This window comes from Pedobacter panaciterrae (genome assembly GCF_013204795.1).
GTDB classification, from domain to species: domain Bacteria; phylum Bacteroidota; class Bacteroidia; order Sphingobacteriales; family Sphingobacteriaceae; genus Pedobacter; species Pedobacter panaciterrae.
Map to the genome: position 1 here is coordinate 1660521 of NZ_JABMKW010000020.1, position 16237 is coordinate 1676757.

The 16237-nt window shown below is 38.8% G+C and carries 8 protein-coding genes; 1 reads left to right on the plus strand and 7 read right to left on the minus strand.

The genetic code is table 11. From position 1 onward, the window contains the following. Positions 1-96: 96 nt before the first annotated feature. From fabF to HQN86_RS26145, 7 genes are all read right to left on the minus strand, one after another. Complete coding sequence (fabF, locus tag HQN86_RS26115; protein ID WP_172663769.1) at positions 97-1347, minus strand: beta-ketoacyl-ACP synthase II; 1251 nt, start codon at positions 1345-1347, stop codon at positions 97-99. A 96-nt stretch (positions 1348-1443) separates the two neighbouring features. Then, complete coding sequence (locus tag HQN86_RS26120; RefSeq protein ID WP_172663770.1) at positions 1444-2787, minus strand: MutS-related protein; 1344 nt, start codon at positions 2785-2787, stop codon at positions 1444-1446. Between the two features lie 378 nt (positions 2788-3165). After that, complete coding sequence (locus HQN86_RS26125; protein WP_172663771.1) at positions 3166-4269, minus strand: cellulase family glycosylhydrolase; 1104 nt, start codon at positions 4267-4269, stop codon at positions 3166-3168. A 65-nt stretch (positions 4270-4334) separates the two neighbouring features. Continuing rightward, on the minus strand, positions 4335-6395 hold the full coding sequence (locus HQN86_RS26935) for a family 43 glycosylhydrolase (RefSeq protein ID WP_246269742.1): 2061 nt from the start codon (positions 6393-6395) through the stop codon (positions 4335-4337). Then, complete coding sequence (locus HQN86_RS26135) at positions 6392-7456, minus strand: glycoside hydrolase family 43 protein (protein WP_172663772.1); 1065 nt, start codon at positions 7454-7456, stop codon at positions 6392-6394. The genes HQN86_RS26935 and HQN86_RS26135 overlap by 4 nt, the downstream gene beginning before the upstream one ends. A gap of 10 nt (positions 7457-7466) precedes the next feature. Further along, positions 7467-8996 carry a RagB/SusD family nutrient uptake outer membrane protein gene (locus tag HQN86_RS26140; RefSeq protein WP_172663773.1) on the minus strand — a complete coding sequence of 510 codons (1530 nt, stop codon included), beginning with the start codon at positions 8994-8996 and terminating at the stop codon, positions 7467-7469. A gap of 10 nt (positions 8997-9006) precedes the next feature. Further along, on the minus strand, positions 9007-12018 hold the full coding sequence (locus HQN86_RS26145; RefSeq protein WP_172663774.1) for a SusC/RagA family TonB-linked outer membrane protein: 3012 nt from the start codon (positions 12016-12018) through the stop codon (positions 9007-9009). A 205-nt stretch (positions 12019-12223) separates the two neighbouring features. Here HQN86_RS26145 and HQN86_RS26150 point away from each other — a divergent pair, with 205 nt between their 5' ends. Beyond that, a complete protein-coding gene (locus tag HQN86_RS26150; protein WP_172663775.1) occupies positions 12224-16216 on the plus strand; it encodes a hybrid sensor histidine kinase/response regulator in 3993 nt (1330 codons plus the stop codon). The last annotated feature ends 21 nt before the right edge of the window (positions 16217-16237 follow it).

Below are 16237 nucleotides of genomic sequence, written 5' to 3' on the forward strand. Positions count from 1 at the left end.
TTAAATATTGGTATTGTGCAGATAAAATAGAAAGGTCGTCATCATGAAATATATTCAGTATGACGACCTAAAGTAAGTATGCCAGTTAATTATTTACTATGCTTCATACTTTTTAAACACAGAAGTTGCAGTGTGACCACCGAAACCAAATGTGTTGTTCAGCACGTAATTAACAGGCTGGTGAATAGATTTACCTAATACAATATTTAAGCCTTCGGGAATTGCAGGATCAAGATTTTTAGTGTTGATAGTTCCCGGAATAATTCCATCTCTGATGGCAAGAATACTGATTATACTTTCTATAGCACCAGCACCACCAAGTAAATGACCGGTCATAGATTTGGTTGCACTAATTTTAACAGGCAAATCGCCAAATATTTTTTTAATTCCGTTTAATTCTCCAGCGTCTCCTAAACCTGTAGAAGTTGCGTGAGCATTGATATAATCAATTTTATCAGGAGTTATCCCTGCATCAGCAAGTGCTTTAGAAATACCTAAAGATGCCCCTAAACCATCCGGTGGCGTACCAGTAAGGTGATAAGCATCAGCTGCCATACCACCACCAACAATTTCTGCATAGATATGTGCACCTCTTTTTTGAGCATGCTCGAGTTCTTCCAAAATCAAAGCACCAGCGCCTTCACCAATTACAAAGCCATCTCTGTCTACATCAAACGGACGCGAAGCAGTTTCAGGATCATCATTTCTTTTTGATAAAGCATGTGCTGAGTTAAAACCACCTACTGAAGATTCAGTAATACCGGCCTCGGAACCACCCGCTACCATAATGTTGGCCTTGCCTAAACGGATAGAATCAAAAGCGCTGATAATTGCAGTGTTAGAAGATGCACATGCCGAAACAGTAGCATAATTAGGACCATGAAGTTTATTGCGTATTGAAATTACACCAGCGGCAATATCAACAATCATTTTAGGGATAAAATACGGGCTAAATCTAGGAGTTCCATCACCAAGATGATACTCTTTCAATTGCTCTTCAAAAGTACCGATACCACCATTTCCAGATCCCCAAATCACACCCACTTCATAGCGTTCAATTTCAGGCATTGTTGTAAAGTCTAATCCTGAGTCTTTAATGGCCTGATCGCTGGCTGCAATAGCGAACTGAGTATACAAATCATATTTTTTGATTTCTTTTTTATCAATATAGGCTTCGGCATCAAAGTTTTTCACTTCAGCAGCAAAGTTGGTTTTGAATTTTGAGGTATCAAATTTTGTTATTTTAGCTGCGCCACTTTTACCGGCAACTATATTGTCCCAAAATTCTTTTACTGTATTTCCCACCGGGGTTACAGCACCTAAACCTGTTACTACTACTCTTTTCATATTCACTTCTATTTTATATTTAGCGGTGCGTTTGTTTAAACTCACCGAGTTATTCCTTTTGCAAAATTACCATAAATACTTAAATCTGGTGGGCATTTATTTGTTACAATGTGTCATATTGTTCAATATTTCCATTATCCCCTCATTTTCAATTATCCACATGCCCATGCGTTCATCAGTTATACCCCCTTTCAGCTCATGAGTAAACATGGGTTTCCCATCTATTATCCTGGTTTCCAAAAAGCGGAAATTAATATTACTGTTATCATTTAGCTCTTTAGCCACTTCAACAATATGTGTTGAAATAACAAAAAAGCTCCCTCTGATCTGGCTAAATGCTGTTATGATTGAAAGTGAAGCATCGTAGGCATCTTTTACATTCGTTCCTCTAAACAGCTCATCAAATATAACCACCATATTCTTAGATGTGGTTACTTTTTGTGCAACTTGCTTTACCCTTAACACCTCGTTATAAAAATGGCTATATCCCTGATTCAAATTATCTGAAAGATTGATCGTAGTAATGAGGCCATCAAAAATGCTGGTCTCCATACTTTCTGCAGGAACAGGAAAGCCCAAATGGGCTAGATATATGGATACTGCAATAGATTTTAGCAAGGTCGATTTCCCTGCCATATTCACTCCCGTAATAAAACAAACATTTTTATCCGTACTGAAATCGATGTTATTGGGTATTGGGTGCTTCACAAATAAATGAAATACCCCTTTAATTACAATTGATCTCTCCTCTGAAGAATTGAATACAGGAAATGACAAGCCGTAAGTTCTTGCAGATTTTGCAACTGATAAATAGGCATCTAACGAATAACAAATTCCCAGAAGTTCCTTAATTTCTGTGACCTCTGAATTTCTGATTATAAAATCGTATTTCTCTAAATCAAAGAGTTTAAAAGTGTGAGGTCTTATTTGATTATGGCGCTTAATGTGTGCTTGCCTCTCTATCATTCCATGAACTTTATTGTGGAGTGATTTTAGTAGTTCAGGAGCGTTCTCAATAATTAATTCGCTGCAAAAGTCATACAACAAATGGATCAGCTTTAATACTTCCTGAGCCCCGCGTTGTCTTAAATACTGTTGCTGATTGTTCTTAAAGAAAAATCTGGAGGTAACCCCTATAATATCTATAGCAGCCGGCTGGTTGGGCTTATCATTTTGACGTAAGTAAAACTCAATAAAATCAAGCGATTCCTTATCGAAGGCTATAGTTTTATTATACTTCAACAGATATTGGATAAGATTTTTTCTCTCTTCAATTATCTGAATATCAGTTTGAGGATGATTAAAAAGGCTCCTTAACTTCTCTTTCCCTCCTATGGTTGAGCTGAAGTCGAAAAAAGAGAAAATGCACTTTTCACTAGCGGCACTTTCAAATATCTCGAGATCGTTTAAAGTTTGACTATCTATATCAAATGGAACCATTCACAAAACATGTTGATTTTCATCAATGAACTTACAACATTTTATGCTTTTTAAGTGCATTTATTTTATGATCAACTATGTGGCTTCTATGAAGCTTGGTATGGCCTGCGTTAACGCTGGTTCGGGACTGGTTCGGGAAAAGATGCATGTTTTCCGAAGCAATCTGCTCCCAGTCCTTAATCTGCCTTGATTAAGCCCAATAAGAGGTAGCTTAAAGGTCGTCATCTCCACGATAGGAGAGATCTCTGACCTTTAAATAGCTACAAAGCAAATTGGCGTAATCAAGAGATCTCTCCTATCGTGGAGATGACGACCGTATTAAAGAACCAAGACCGTCGTAAACAACAACGGCCTAGGTAACTGAATTTTAATAAACGCTTACTGCTTTCCGGTAAGCATTTTTATAGAATCAACTTCTGCTTTTTTATACGGGCTACCGTCTTTTCTGAAAATATCATGAAACCATAGTTTAGGTTCTTTTCCATCAGGCATTGGGCTATCCCATGCGTAAATAGTATTGGTTTTTCCTGCCACTAAGCCCCAGTTGTAAGCACCAATATTTTCTTTTTTAAGGATAGGCATGATGTTGCTGAATAAGCTGTTTCTTGATCTTGCCATATATTCTGTACAGATAAGCGGGCGTTTAGAAACACTTCTAAGGGTATCAATCCATTTTTGGTGATCCTTTACATCGCCATAATTATGATAAGTGGTTACATCAGAATTCTGAATCTGATAATCTGAAAGTTCTTTCAAATCTAATTTCCATACCCCTACAGAAAGCGGCTGACTAGGGTTAACTGTACGGCCCCATTCAAATACTTTTTTAAGCAGATCCATGCTTTTGTTGCCGTAGTTTGAATTTCCAGGTTCGTTGTAAAGATCCCAAAGTACAATGCGTTTGTCGTCTTTAAACGTTGTTAGTACATCTTTAACATAAGTTTCAAGCGTATCTACAAGCGTAGAGTCCTGATAATACAGATCTCCCGGGTCTCTTACCCAGCCGGAATTGTGAATACCAATTTTTGGTTCCGGTTGTTTTCCGGTTTTAAAAGTCGGATTCCAGCAATCATCAAATAGCACAAACAAGGTAGAAATGTGGTGCTTATCGGCGATATCTAAATATTGTTTTACCCTTCCTTTAAAGCCATCTTTATCTTGTTGCCAGGCAGCATGATGCAGGTAAACGCGCATTGAGTTCATGCCAATTCCTTCAGCATAACCCAGTTCCTTATCAATAGTTGTCGGGTCAAAAGTTTCCTTTTGCCACATTTCTAATTGATTGATTGCAGTACTTGGTATAAAGTCGCTACCTCTTAACCAGCCCCATTGCTCATACCATTTATTGGCCTGTTCTACAGTCCATATTTCTCTTGGCTTTTGTTCTGTTTGTGAAGTTTGATCTGCTGGTTTTTGTACGCACGACTGAAACGCGAGCCCAAGCAAACATAGTGCTAGATAATAGGTTTTTAGATTTCTCATTTTAAAAGGTTCTAGTTATAATTTAGTGATTTGTTCATTCTGTATGTTTATTAAATGTGGTGTTTTTATTTGGTTTCGGCACCAGTAAAAAGAAGTTTAAATGTCGATTCATCGGCTTGCAGCACATCAGCTTCATCGCCTTTAGCAAACTTTACATCTATAATTCCGGTTGACCGTGGTGATACTTTTGTAGCAGAATGATGAGTATGCATTACATATTTGTAATTTCCGGCTTTATCGGTAAACAAATCGCCATGCCCCGTTCCATTTTGCTTTAGTTTCTCTCTGCTTATGATCGGACTGCCTGCATATTTTTTCCATGGCCCCATAGGCGAAGTTGAAGTGGCATAACCTACTGCGTAATCCTTATTGCGAAAATCATTTGCAGAATAGATCAGGTAATACAAATTCTTATGTTTTATTACTGTTGGCCCTTCGGTAACCGGCCAATCTGTTTTCTCAGTGTTTTCCCATGGAAGCACTCCGCTAATACACTCTTTGGTGGTTTCCTGCAATACATCAGAAAGATCAGGTTTCATCTCTGAAACAAAAATCCTGTTGCCTTCTTTAAGCTTTACATGGTACATATAGGTTTTACCGTCGGTATCGAAGTACACAAAGGGATCAATCTGTTTGCCAATACCAGACAGCGACTTTATCTGCTCTTGCTTGAAGGGCCCTAGTGGACTATCGCTTTTCGCTATTGCAATCTGTTCATCAGCGGTGTAAGCCATGTAATAGGCATTTTTGTGTTTAAAAACCTGTGGTGCCCAAAAGCCTTTACTCCCAAAAGATTCTCCTTTTACAAGGGCGAAACCGTTGCTTTTACCTACAGGGCCTTTCCAGTTCTTTAAATCTGACGACTCATATACTTCAAAGCCCTTATCACTACTAGTGCCATACAAGTAATACTTGTCGTTATCCAGGAATATGGTAGGATCGGCAAGTGCTATAGGATCTTGCACCAAACGTCCTTTTATCATCCAGATTTCGGAATGGTTAGAATAGGCATTTGTGCTGGTTACCGCAACAATGGTGTTGTCGTTTAAAATAGCTACACTACTCCACAAGCACGACTTGTTTGCCGGGATAATGAATGGCGTAGATTTTCTATTGAAATTACGTGCCTCATCATCTCCGATAACCACCTTCATATCTGCAAATTCCATTTTATTGATACGCCCTTCGGTACCTTGATAAGAAAGTATGGTTTCGCCGGTTTTCAATTGCCTTAAATAAGGTGCGCCTGCATAGATATTATCGGCAATTTTATCTGCCAGGGCGTAGCTTCGGTTTGCGCTGCCAGCATCTACAGTGCTTGCCCAATTGTCTTTTAAAGTATTTCTGATGATGTAAGGTTTAAATGCGTCAAAGCCATTGTCTTCTATAGCAAAAGCGATCTCTTTTCCATTGCTAAGCAATAGAGGCACCGGCATACCATCTCGTTTCCCTGCTCTGAAACTTACAATTTGAGGTTTTTCAGTCCATGTTTGTCCGTTATCGCTGGAACGTAGCATGGAGATATTCTGCTCATCGGAATTTAGGTAGTCTCCCTCATTAGCAAAGTACAATTGAATTTCCCCATTGGGCAATTGCACTGCTGATGGCTCCCAACATCCATTTTTAAATTCATACCCTGCCTCATAAAGCAGTTTCTCGTCTTTCCATGTGAGTCCGCCATCATAGCTTTTCTTGGTGCGGATACCAAATTTTCTGGAAGGAGAAATGTCGTACGGTCTTGGGTTATAACAAGCCAGTAAGGAATGATCCTTTAATTCCAATATATCTGGTACAGACATATTTGTGCCATTGGCGCGTTGTGCAACTGAAACAGGTGCCGACCAGGTCGCTCCCAGATCGGCACTTTTGACACTAACAATATTTCCATCGGCCTCATATATGGCTAAGAGCGATTGATCGTGCAATTGAATCATCCTGGCATATCCGCAATACCTTTCGCCTGCGGCAGATGAGGAGACCTTTTTTAAGGTATTATAATCCCATTCGATATGGCTTTTAACGGATGGTTTTTGTGGAACACTAACCGTTTCGTTCTTTTTACCGCAGCCAAAAGACAGCAGTGCGCAGAATTGTACTATAGTACAGATTTGGATAACGACTCTCATTCACCTGAAGGTTTTAGGATTGGCGTATCGATCTTTACAGGTTCACCAAAATTTGGTGTTCCATCGGCATTCCAGGTAAACTTCTGCATCCGTGGGCTACGGTCGTTAGAACATGCTAACCCCGCTCTGGGATTAGCATGATAAAGAATCCAATCTTCCGTTCCGTCTGGTGATTTAAAAAAGCTGTTATGGCCTGGACCATAAGCTCCGCTTTCCGGTTTCTTAGTAAACACCGGTTTATCTGTTTTGGTCCAATCTGCCGGCTTCAGTGGATCGCCGTTCTCTTTTAAACTAATCATACCCAAAGAATAATCATCTGTCCAGCAACCACTGGCCGAAAAGATCAGAAAGGTTCTTCCATTCTTGTTGGTTAGGATTTCGGGCCCTTCATTTACATGAGGTAAACCTATCTTTTCCCAGTCGTATGTTGGAGTAGAAATCTCTGCTCTTGGTGTAGCCATTTTCCATGGTTCATCGGCTAACTGGGCAATATATAATCGCTGTGTATTATCAGTTGCTGAAATATGTCCGCTCCAGATAATGTAATTTTTACCATTGCTGGAGTACACCGTAGCATCTATGGCAAAGAAATCAGCATTGTTATCCTTTATCTGTCCTTTTACAACCCAGCTACCTTTTGTAGGATCGACATTACTGTTTTCCAGCACAAACATGCGCTGGGTAGATAAATCTCCAGACGATCCGGCAGTATAATAGATGTACCATTTGTTGTTCAGAAAATGTAGTTCGGGTGCCCATATATTCTTTGAATCTGCACCTGATGCAGGTGCTTTATAAGCCACGGTAACTTCAGCCCTGCTTAACTGTGAAAGGGCTTTTGTTTTACGTATAGCAACCTGAGTTCCCTGGGTATTCATGTAATAATAATACCCATCCTTTCTGATAACCCATGGATCTGGTCCGCTGCTGAGCAGGGGATTTGTGAAAGTGGTTATAGCAGGCGCAGGCTTGTCTTTATCAGGTTCAGACTTTTTCTGGCTCTTGCTACAACCAACTACGGCTTGCAATAGCAGAATAATGGTTACACTTCTTAAAAACATAGTTTCTGAATTAATAATTAGGGTTCTGTGAAAGGTTAGTGTTATTGTCTACTTCGACCTGTGGCAATGGCAATCTGATGTGTTTTCCTACAACGAAATTCTTAAAGTCGGGGTCGCGTAATGCAACTTTATCTACGTTCGCTTTGTTGTCAAGGTCACCCCATCTTTTTAAATCGGCCCATCTAACACTTTCACCACAAAGTTCTAAGCTTCGCTCTACTTTCAATCGCTCTCTGAAGAGGTCTTTATTGTTACCAATTGCAGGATATGCAGTAGCCAGGCCAGCCATGTTTACCCTGGTACGTACACGGTTTACGTATTGATAAGCATCCGCAGTTTGCCCAAGCTCATTTAATGCTTCTGCATACATCAGTAAAACATCGGCAAAGCGAATTACCCTGTTGTTAACCTGATTAAAATAATCTTCATTACTGCGCATATAGTCACGTGAGTATTTTTTGAACCAGGCTTCATCAGCACCCCACTCCCAGCTTCTGCCATAAGTCTTATCGCCAAAATCAGCTTCAAGACCAGGGTAGAATAAGGTATATCTTAACCTTGGATCAATTTTATTATCAGTAGTTTTCTCTTTTTTAAACTCATTAACCAACCAGAATCTGGCTTGTCCATCTGACCACCCTATACTTCTAGGTGCAAAAAATTGAGCACGATTACTACCCACATTTGCACTTGGCCCGTCACCTTCTGCAGATTTATTGACATCAGAAAATTGAATTTCAAATACAGACTCCTTGTTATTTTCGTTTTCTGCTCTGAAGTTATCTTTATAATCAACAAGATCATAATAATTTTTTCCTGCACCAGTTACAAGATAGTCAAAAGCGGTTTTAGCATCGGCCCATTTATGTTGTTGCATCAGTGCTTTACCCAGTAATGCTTGTGCCGCGCCTTTTGTAGCACGACCAATCTCACCTCCGGTCCATTGTTCAGGCAGGTCAGCGCTTGCCTCTGTAAGGTCTTTTTCTACCTGTGCCCAAACCTGAGCTAAAGAGCTTTGTTCAGGTAAATCTGTTGGTGTTTGAATGGTGGTTACAATAGGAAAGTTCTCCCACAATATAGCGGCGTAATAGTAATAAAAACCTCTCAGGAACTTAGCCTGCGCAAGTATTTCAGCTTTCCTTTTCGCGTCAGCAAAAGGAATTTCCGGCACATAGGTTAATACCTGATTACACCTGAAAATTGCCTTGTAGGTATCTCTGTAAGTATTCACATTTCCTTCCCAGAAATTGTAATTGATATACTGGAAACGGGTCCAATCGCCCAGCTCAGTCCAGGGACTGTTGCTCCATCCTTCATCAGAAGTTAAATCCAGTCTGAAATAAATCCACCTGTTCCACCCACCATTTTGGTAAAACATGGCATATGCTGCATTTACACCCTTTTGGGCATCGCTTTCAGTTTTCCAGAACTGGTCAACTGTTAATGTATTTGGGTTGTCCTGATCTAACAATGACTTTTTACAGGAGAACATCAGGACGAGTGCACTAAGCACTAATATTTTTGAAATTATCTTTTTCATGTTTCTAATATTAAAATCCGAAGTTTAAACCAATAGATACTGTTCTTAAGTTAGGAAATGCACCAAAGTCAAATCCTTTTTCAAAAACACTTCCGTTACTAAATTCAGGATCCAGTCCTGTATACTTAGTGATAGTGATCAGATTTTGTCCGGAGAGAATCACCTTAGCATTATTAAATCCTATTCTTTTTAATAGTGTATTTGGGATATTATAAGAGATACCAATGTATTTCATACGTGCGAAACTTCCATTTTCCAACCAACGATCGGTATCGCCCCTGGCATTGATGGTACTGCTATAAAAAGCGCGAGGTACACTTGTGTTAGGATTTTCAGGAGTCCATGGTTGAACACCGGCGCGATAGTTAGAATTGTCTGAGAAGTTATCCATTACACTTCTTGGTCCGTTAAACACTTTTGAGCCAAAAGAACCAAACCAGTCCATAGAAAATTCAAACCCTTTATATGCGGCCCCGATGTTTAAACCCAACTCATAATCGGCCCATGGACTCCCTACAACTACTTTATCTTTATTTGTGATTTCACCGTCACCATCGTTATCCTTATAACGAATATCACCAGGCTGAGCAGAAGGCTGAATAACTTTACCATTTGCATTTTTATAACTAGCGACTTCGTTTGCGTTCTGGAACAGACCATCTGTTTGCAGTACATACCACATACCAATTGGCTGACCAACTTCGGTAACCGTATTGCCGACAAAAGTTTTGTTCTTGTTATAGCCCAAACCCAGTACTTTATTATTTAACGTGGTTAAGTTTGCAGTAACATTGTATTTAAATTCACTTGAGTTTTCGACATATGATGCAGTAAACTCAAACCCTCTGTTACCTAATATACCACCGTTTACAAAAGGATTTCCTCCATCATTACCAGTAGAAATAAGCAATGGGTAGCGGATTAATACTCCATCTGTTTTTGAAATAAAGTATTCAGCACTGATTGAAAGTTTGTTGTGAAGAAAAGCAGCATCAATACCATAATTTTGCTGAGTTACTTCTTCCCAGTGCAAATCCCTGTTTGCAAGCTGTACCTGAGTTGAACCTGACTGAAGATTTTGGTTTGGCCCCATTGGAATTGTAGAGAAGGTATTAACAAAGGCCATATATTCATATGCACCAATATCACTGCTTCCTAAAGTTCCATAGTTAGCTCTTATTTTCAGATCATCAATCCAGGAAGACTTGAAAAAATCTTCCTTACTGATACGCCATGCACCCGACACAGATGGGAAGCTACCAAATTTATAATCAGGCCCAAATCTGGAAACACCATCAGTTCTGATAACTGCATTTAGTAAATACTTATCGGCATAATTGTATTCTAACCTGCCGAAGTAAGAAATGAGATCTGCGCGATTCCTGTAACCGCCAGTTTGTGCTTCATTTCCCTGATCTAAAACATCATAATAGTGACCTGTGGTAGAGTTCTGTAAGATATTACGCTTAGTTCCCCACATTAAAGCATAATTATCTTTTTGATAAGACTGTCCACCGATAACTGTTAATGAATGTTTGCCAAATTCTTTATTGAAAGTAAGTGTGTTTTCTATAAGGACTGTGGATGACTCTCCTCTATTCTCATTTAGTATTGCAGGGTCATAAGCTTGATTAAGTGTCCAGAATCCATCCTTTTTCAAATAAGTATAATGATCTCTGCTGGTTTCGTAACCAAGACTAGTTCTGAACTTTAATGGCTTAAGTAATTGCAATTCAGCGAATAAATTACCTCTGATTCTTAAATTTTGATTTATACGATCTTCAAGGTTCGCTATAGCAAGCGGATTAGTTCCAAATGTTCTGGCTTTGGCTTCGTCTCCGTAACCATACCCTCCCGGATGGCCGGCATCATAAACTGGTATAGTAGGCAACATACGAACAACATCAAGTATTGGGTTACCCGACATCTCGTTGTTTTTGGAACTGCTTATTGCCAGATTTTCACCAATGGTAAATATGCCTTTGGTCCCTTTTGTATTAACTCTAAAACTAAGTCGATCAAAATCAGTACTGATTACCGTACCTTTGTTTCCAAAATAACCACCTGAAACAAAATAGGTAGCATCCTTACTTCCACCAGAGAAACTTAGGTTATAATCCTGTACATTTCCTGTTCTAAATGCTACATCCTGCCAATCTGTATTTGTATTTAGATCCAGCTGTTGGCGGTTTATTTTGGCATTATCATAAGCCATAAAATTTAATCTCGAAAACTCTTCTGTTTCGGCAAGATCATACCTGGGAATAGTTTGCAAGCTACTTTTTCCTGAAAATTCTATTTTCATAGGACCATCAAGACCTCTTTTGGTAGTAATGATAATTACGCCATTCGCTGCTCTCGACCCGTAGATGGCTGCTGCAGATGCATCTTTAAGAATTTGTATGGATTCAATATCGGCCGGATTAAAGTCGCGGTTGGCACTGGTAACCAAACCATCAATTACATACAGCGGATTGTTAGCCCCAAAGTTCTTTAATCCTCTGATCTGGATCTGGGCTTCCGAACCGGGTTGTCCACCGCCCCTTACTCTGATACCGGTAGCTAAACCCTGTAATGATTCTGCAACAGTAGTTCCTTGTCTTTTCTGAACATCTGATGCCTTTACAATAGAGATAGCACCTGTGAGGTCCTTCTTTTTCTGCGTTCCGTAACCTACTACTACTACTTCACTTAAATCGGAAGCTGATTCAACTAGGGATACATTAACGGTTGATCGGCCGTTAACTGCAACCTCCTGAGTAGTGTAACCGATATAAGAAAACACAAGAACTGCATTTCCGGCATTAGGCACTGAAATGGTATAAGCACCATTCTGACTTGTTGTGGTAGATGCAGATGTTCCCTTGACCTGCACCCCAACTCCTATTAATGGTCCCGATTTATCTGATACGGTTCCAGTTATGTTGCTCTGGGCAAATACTGCCTGGCAACAGAGGATAAATAATGAACTAAGAATAAAGCAGAGCTTTAACTCTTTGCTAAAGTGTAATTTTTTTTTCATGCTCATTTACAATTTATATTTGGTTGGTTCAACTCATTCCGTAACGGCGTGAATTGTTATGCTAATTGAGGAATTAACATTTGATCTTACTGATCAAACGTTGTTCAATTTGTCTCAATTCCTCGCATAATGGCAGAAATAAGGAATTCATGTTCCTTTTTGGGGGTTTTCGACCTATCTTTATAATAACCAATATAAAATAGCATTGAACAAGTTTTTATTGATATTATCCATACTCATTGGTGTGGTCGTTTCAACATTCGCACAGTCATATACCTTCAGACATTATCAGGTTGAAAACGGCTTATCTTATAATTCTGTAATCTGCAGTTTGCAGGACAGAAAAGGATTTTTATGGTTTGGAACTAAAGATGGTCTGAACAGATTTGACGGTTATACCTTTAAAATTTTCAGGAATGACCCCGACAATCCTAAAAGCATAGGCAATAACTTTATACACAGCCTTTACGAAGATAAGAATGAGAACATTTGGGTTGGCACACTGATCGGGCTATACAAATACAATCCATTAAATGAAAGTTTTGATCTTGTTGAATCTACGAAAAACAGAGATATAAGGGATATTAAGCTAGATCGTAAAGGTAACATCTGGTATATAGCAGGTTTAACGCTTTGCAGATATAACGAGAAATCTAAAAAGCTAAACACATTTGAACAAAGGGTACACTCAGGAGCTACATCTTTAACTATTACTGCAAATGATGAGGTTTGGGTTTCAACAACGGATGGGTTTATTCAGAAATACAACGACAAAAAAAATACGTTTGAAAATTATAATGTATTTATTAATTCTAAGCCAACGATTTCGTCCTGGATAGAAAAACTGCATGATACGGGAAAAGGATTCTTTTTTATTGGGACATCGAACCAGGGTATTAAAACATTTGACCTCAACACCCTCACTTACAAAGATATTTTAGTTGCAAACCCAGATCAAACACCCATCTATGCAAGGGATTTTATTACTAAAGATAACACTGAATACTGGATAGCTACAGAATCTGGTCTGTTCATTTACAACATAAAAACAGGTAAATACAGTAACCTGCGGAATAAGTTTAACGATCCATATTCAATTTCTGACAACGCGGTATATACATTAGCCCGGGATAAGGAAGGAGGAATATGGGCAGGAACATATTTTGGAGGGGTAAACTACTACCCTAATCAATATACTTCGTTCGACAAATTCTTCCCCCAGGGCGGAGGCAACAGTATAAGCGGCTACGCGGTTAGAGAGATTTGTAACGACAAAGAGGGTAATATCTGGATTGGTACCGAAGATGGCGGGCTAAATAAATTGAACCATAAAACAGGTGTTTTTGAGCATTTTAAGCCTACCGGAGATAAAACAAGTATATCACATACAAACATTCACGGGTTACTTGTTGTGGATGATGAGCTATGGATTGGAACTTTTGAGCGTGGACTGGATGTAATGGATATAAAAACGTCGAAAGTGATCAGACATTATCGTGCCGGACAAGCCCCAAATGAATTGAAAAGCAATTTTATTGAAAGTCTGCTTAAAACCCGGTCGGGCGAAATTCTGGTGGGTACATCATTTGGCTTGTACCGCTACAATAGAGCGGGCAACGACTTCACCTTGCTAAACGAAGTGCCCGGGAACCTGCATTATTCAAATCTGATTGAAGATAGCCATGGTACTATTTGGGCAAGTTCTTTACGAGATGGACTTTATTTTTATAATCCGACCAATAGAACATCCGGCTATTACAAATACGAAGAAAATAATAGAAAAAGTTTAAGTTCCAATGCCATAAACAGCACATTTGAAGATGCAAACGGAGGTTTGTGGGTGGCCACAGAAAATGGTTTAAATCAGTTTAATGAGAAGGAACGAAACTTTAGGAGGTATAACAGCAAAAGCGGCTTTCTGAGTAACGTATTCTATAAAATTCTCGAAGACAGGAATGGTAATCTATGGATAAGTACCTCGAGAGGCCTGGTATGCTTTAACCCTGCTACCAATCGAATTAAATCATACACTAAGGCGAATGGGCTTCTTAGTGATCAATTCAATTATAGCTCCGCATTTAAAGATGCTAATGGAAGGATGTATTTTGGCAGCGTAAAAGGGTTGATTAGTTACTTTCCCGATCAGTTCAGACAGAATAAATTTGTCTCACCGGTTTACATCACCGGTTTTCAGGTTTATAATAAAGAGATAGAAATTAATAAGAAGAATTCTCCTTTAAGCCGCTCCATTAACTTTACAGACGAGATTGAGCTGGCCCATGACCAATCGACTTTTAGTATAGACTTTGCCGCTTTGGGGTATACAGCGCCGGAAATGACTGAATATACCTTTAAAATGGAAGGATTGGATAAAAGTTGGACTTATTTAAAAACCAACAGGAAGGTATATTTTACAAACTTATTTCCTGGCACATACGTATTCAAGTTAAAGGCAGCAAACAGCAGTGGTATGTGGAGCAACAAAATCACTGAGCTAAAGATCATTATAAAGCCACCGATATGGGCCAGTCCGCTTGCCTTTTTATTTTATGCCTTAGTAATTGCAGTGGCTATATACTATGCTATCCGTTATTATCATCAACGCATCAGCAACAAAAATAAGCGCAAAATTGAATTGTGGGAATCGAAAAAAGAGAAAGAACTGTATCATGCTAAGATTGAGTTTTTCACTTATGTTACCCATGAGATTCGTACTCCGCTAACTTTAATTAAAGGACCACTAGAGGAGGTAATGAAAAAGACCGAAGAGATACCTGCTATTACGGATAACCTGGTGATCATGAAGAAGAATACCAATCGGTTAATTGAGTTAACAGATCAGTTGCTGGACTTTAGAAAAACTGAAATTAAAGGGTTTAACCTCAACTTTGTAAACATTAACGTGAGCAAGTTACTGGAAGAAAATTGCTTAAGGTATAAATCAGCGATGGAACAAAAGGAGCTTAGGTTAACTGTTAATTCACCAGAGAAACCACTTTATGCATACGCAGACCCCGAAGCTTTAAATAAGATACTAAGTAATTTGATTGACAATGCGGTTAAATATGCCTCTGAACAGATTGCTATTACTTTAAATTCAGATCCGAATAATTTTGATATCGAAGTAAAAAGCGATGGGGATCTTATTCCGTTTAACATGCATAAAAAAATCTTTGAGCCATTTTATAGAATGGAAAGCAATAAAAATCAAAGAGGTACAGGAATAGGTTTACCCTTAGCCCGTTCATTGGCAGAACTACATGAGGGAACATTGCAACTTAGGACTAATGATGGCATTTGGAATGTATTCTCTCTTGTTTTACCTAAGCATCATGAAAGAGAATTTAAAATAAATGACGACCTGCCAGATGAATTACCAGTAGTTAGGGAGGTTACACAAGAAAATAAAAACATAGAATCTCCTGTTATTTTACTGGTTGAAGACAACATTGAGATCAGGGAATTTATAACAGATAAATTGATTAAAGATTTTCAGGTAATCCAGACCGGTAACGGAGAGGAAGCTTTGGATGTTTTAAAACAAAAAAGTATTCATTTAATTATCAGCGACATTATGATGCCTGTAATGGATGGTTATGAATTGTGTAAGGCCGTTAAAGACAATCTGGAATACACGCATATTCCGATTATCCTGTTAACAGCAAAAAACACGTTGCAGTCTAAAATTGAAGGTCTGGAAGTTGGTGCTGATGCTTACCTGGAAAAACCATTTTCTCCGGATCATTTGCTTACCCAGATTTCAAATCTGCTTGCCAGTCGTGATAAGATTAAGAATTACTTTGCCAGCTCTCCTTTGGTGCACATTAAAAGCATGGCATACAATAAAGCCGATGAAGCATTTCTTGAAAAGCTAAATGAAATTATAAATAAAAACATTGATAATAAATCACTAGATGTAGATCTGCTGGCAGATGCAATGAACATGAGCAGACCAACATTATACAGAAAGATAAAGGCGATCTCTAATCTTTCGCCACATGAACTGATTAATATAACAAGGCTTAAAAAAGCAGCAGAATTGTTAGTTGAAGGAAACTACAAAATATTAAAAATTGCTTCTATGACGGGGTTTAGCTCGCAAGCGCAATTTGGAAGATGTTTTGTTAAACAGTTTGGAATGACCCCGTCTGAATATGCAGGATCAAAACATTTAGTTATTACTGAGGGTGTATCATAAAATTATGATGCACCCTCAGTA

What these genes read in the sequence shown, in the direction of transcription:
- fabF (WP_172663769.1), bottom strand. Translation starts at nt 1,347, where the DNA reads ATGAAAAGAGTAGTAGTAACAGGTTTAGGTGCTGTAACCCCGGTGGGA.
- HQN86_RS26140 (WP_172663773.1), bottom strand. Translation starts at nt 8,996, where the DNA reads ATGAAAAAGATAATTTCAAAAATATTAGTGCTTAGTGCACTCGTCCTG.
- HQN86_RS26120 (WP_172663770.1), bottom strand. Translation starts at nt 2,787, where the DNA reads ATGGTTCCATTTGATATAGATAGTCAAACTTTAAACGATCTCGAGATA.
- HQN86_RS26135 (WP_172663772.1), bottom strand. Translation starts at nt 7,456, where the DNA reads ATGTTTTTAAGAAGTGTAACCATTATTCTGCTATTGCAAGCCGTAGTT.
- HQN86_RS26125 (WP_172663771.1), bottom strand. Translation starts at nt 4,269, where the DNA reads ATGAGAAATCTAAAAACCTATTATCTAGCACTATGTTTGCTTGGGCTC.
- HQN86_RS26935 (WP_246269742.1), bottom strand. Translation starts at nt 6,395, where the DNA reads ATGAGAGTCGTTATCCAAATCTGTACTATAGTACAATTCTGCGCACTG.
- HQN86_RS26145 (WP_172663774.1), bottom strand. Translation starts at nt 12,018, where the DNA reads ATGAAAAAAAAATTACACTTTAGCAAAGAGTTAAAGCTCTGCTTTATT.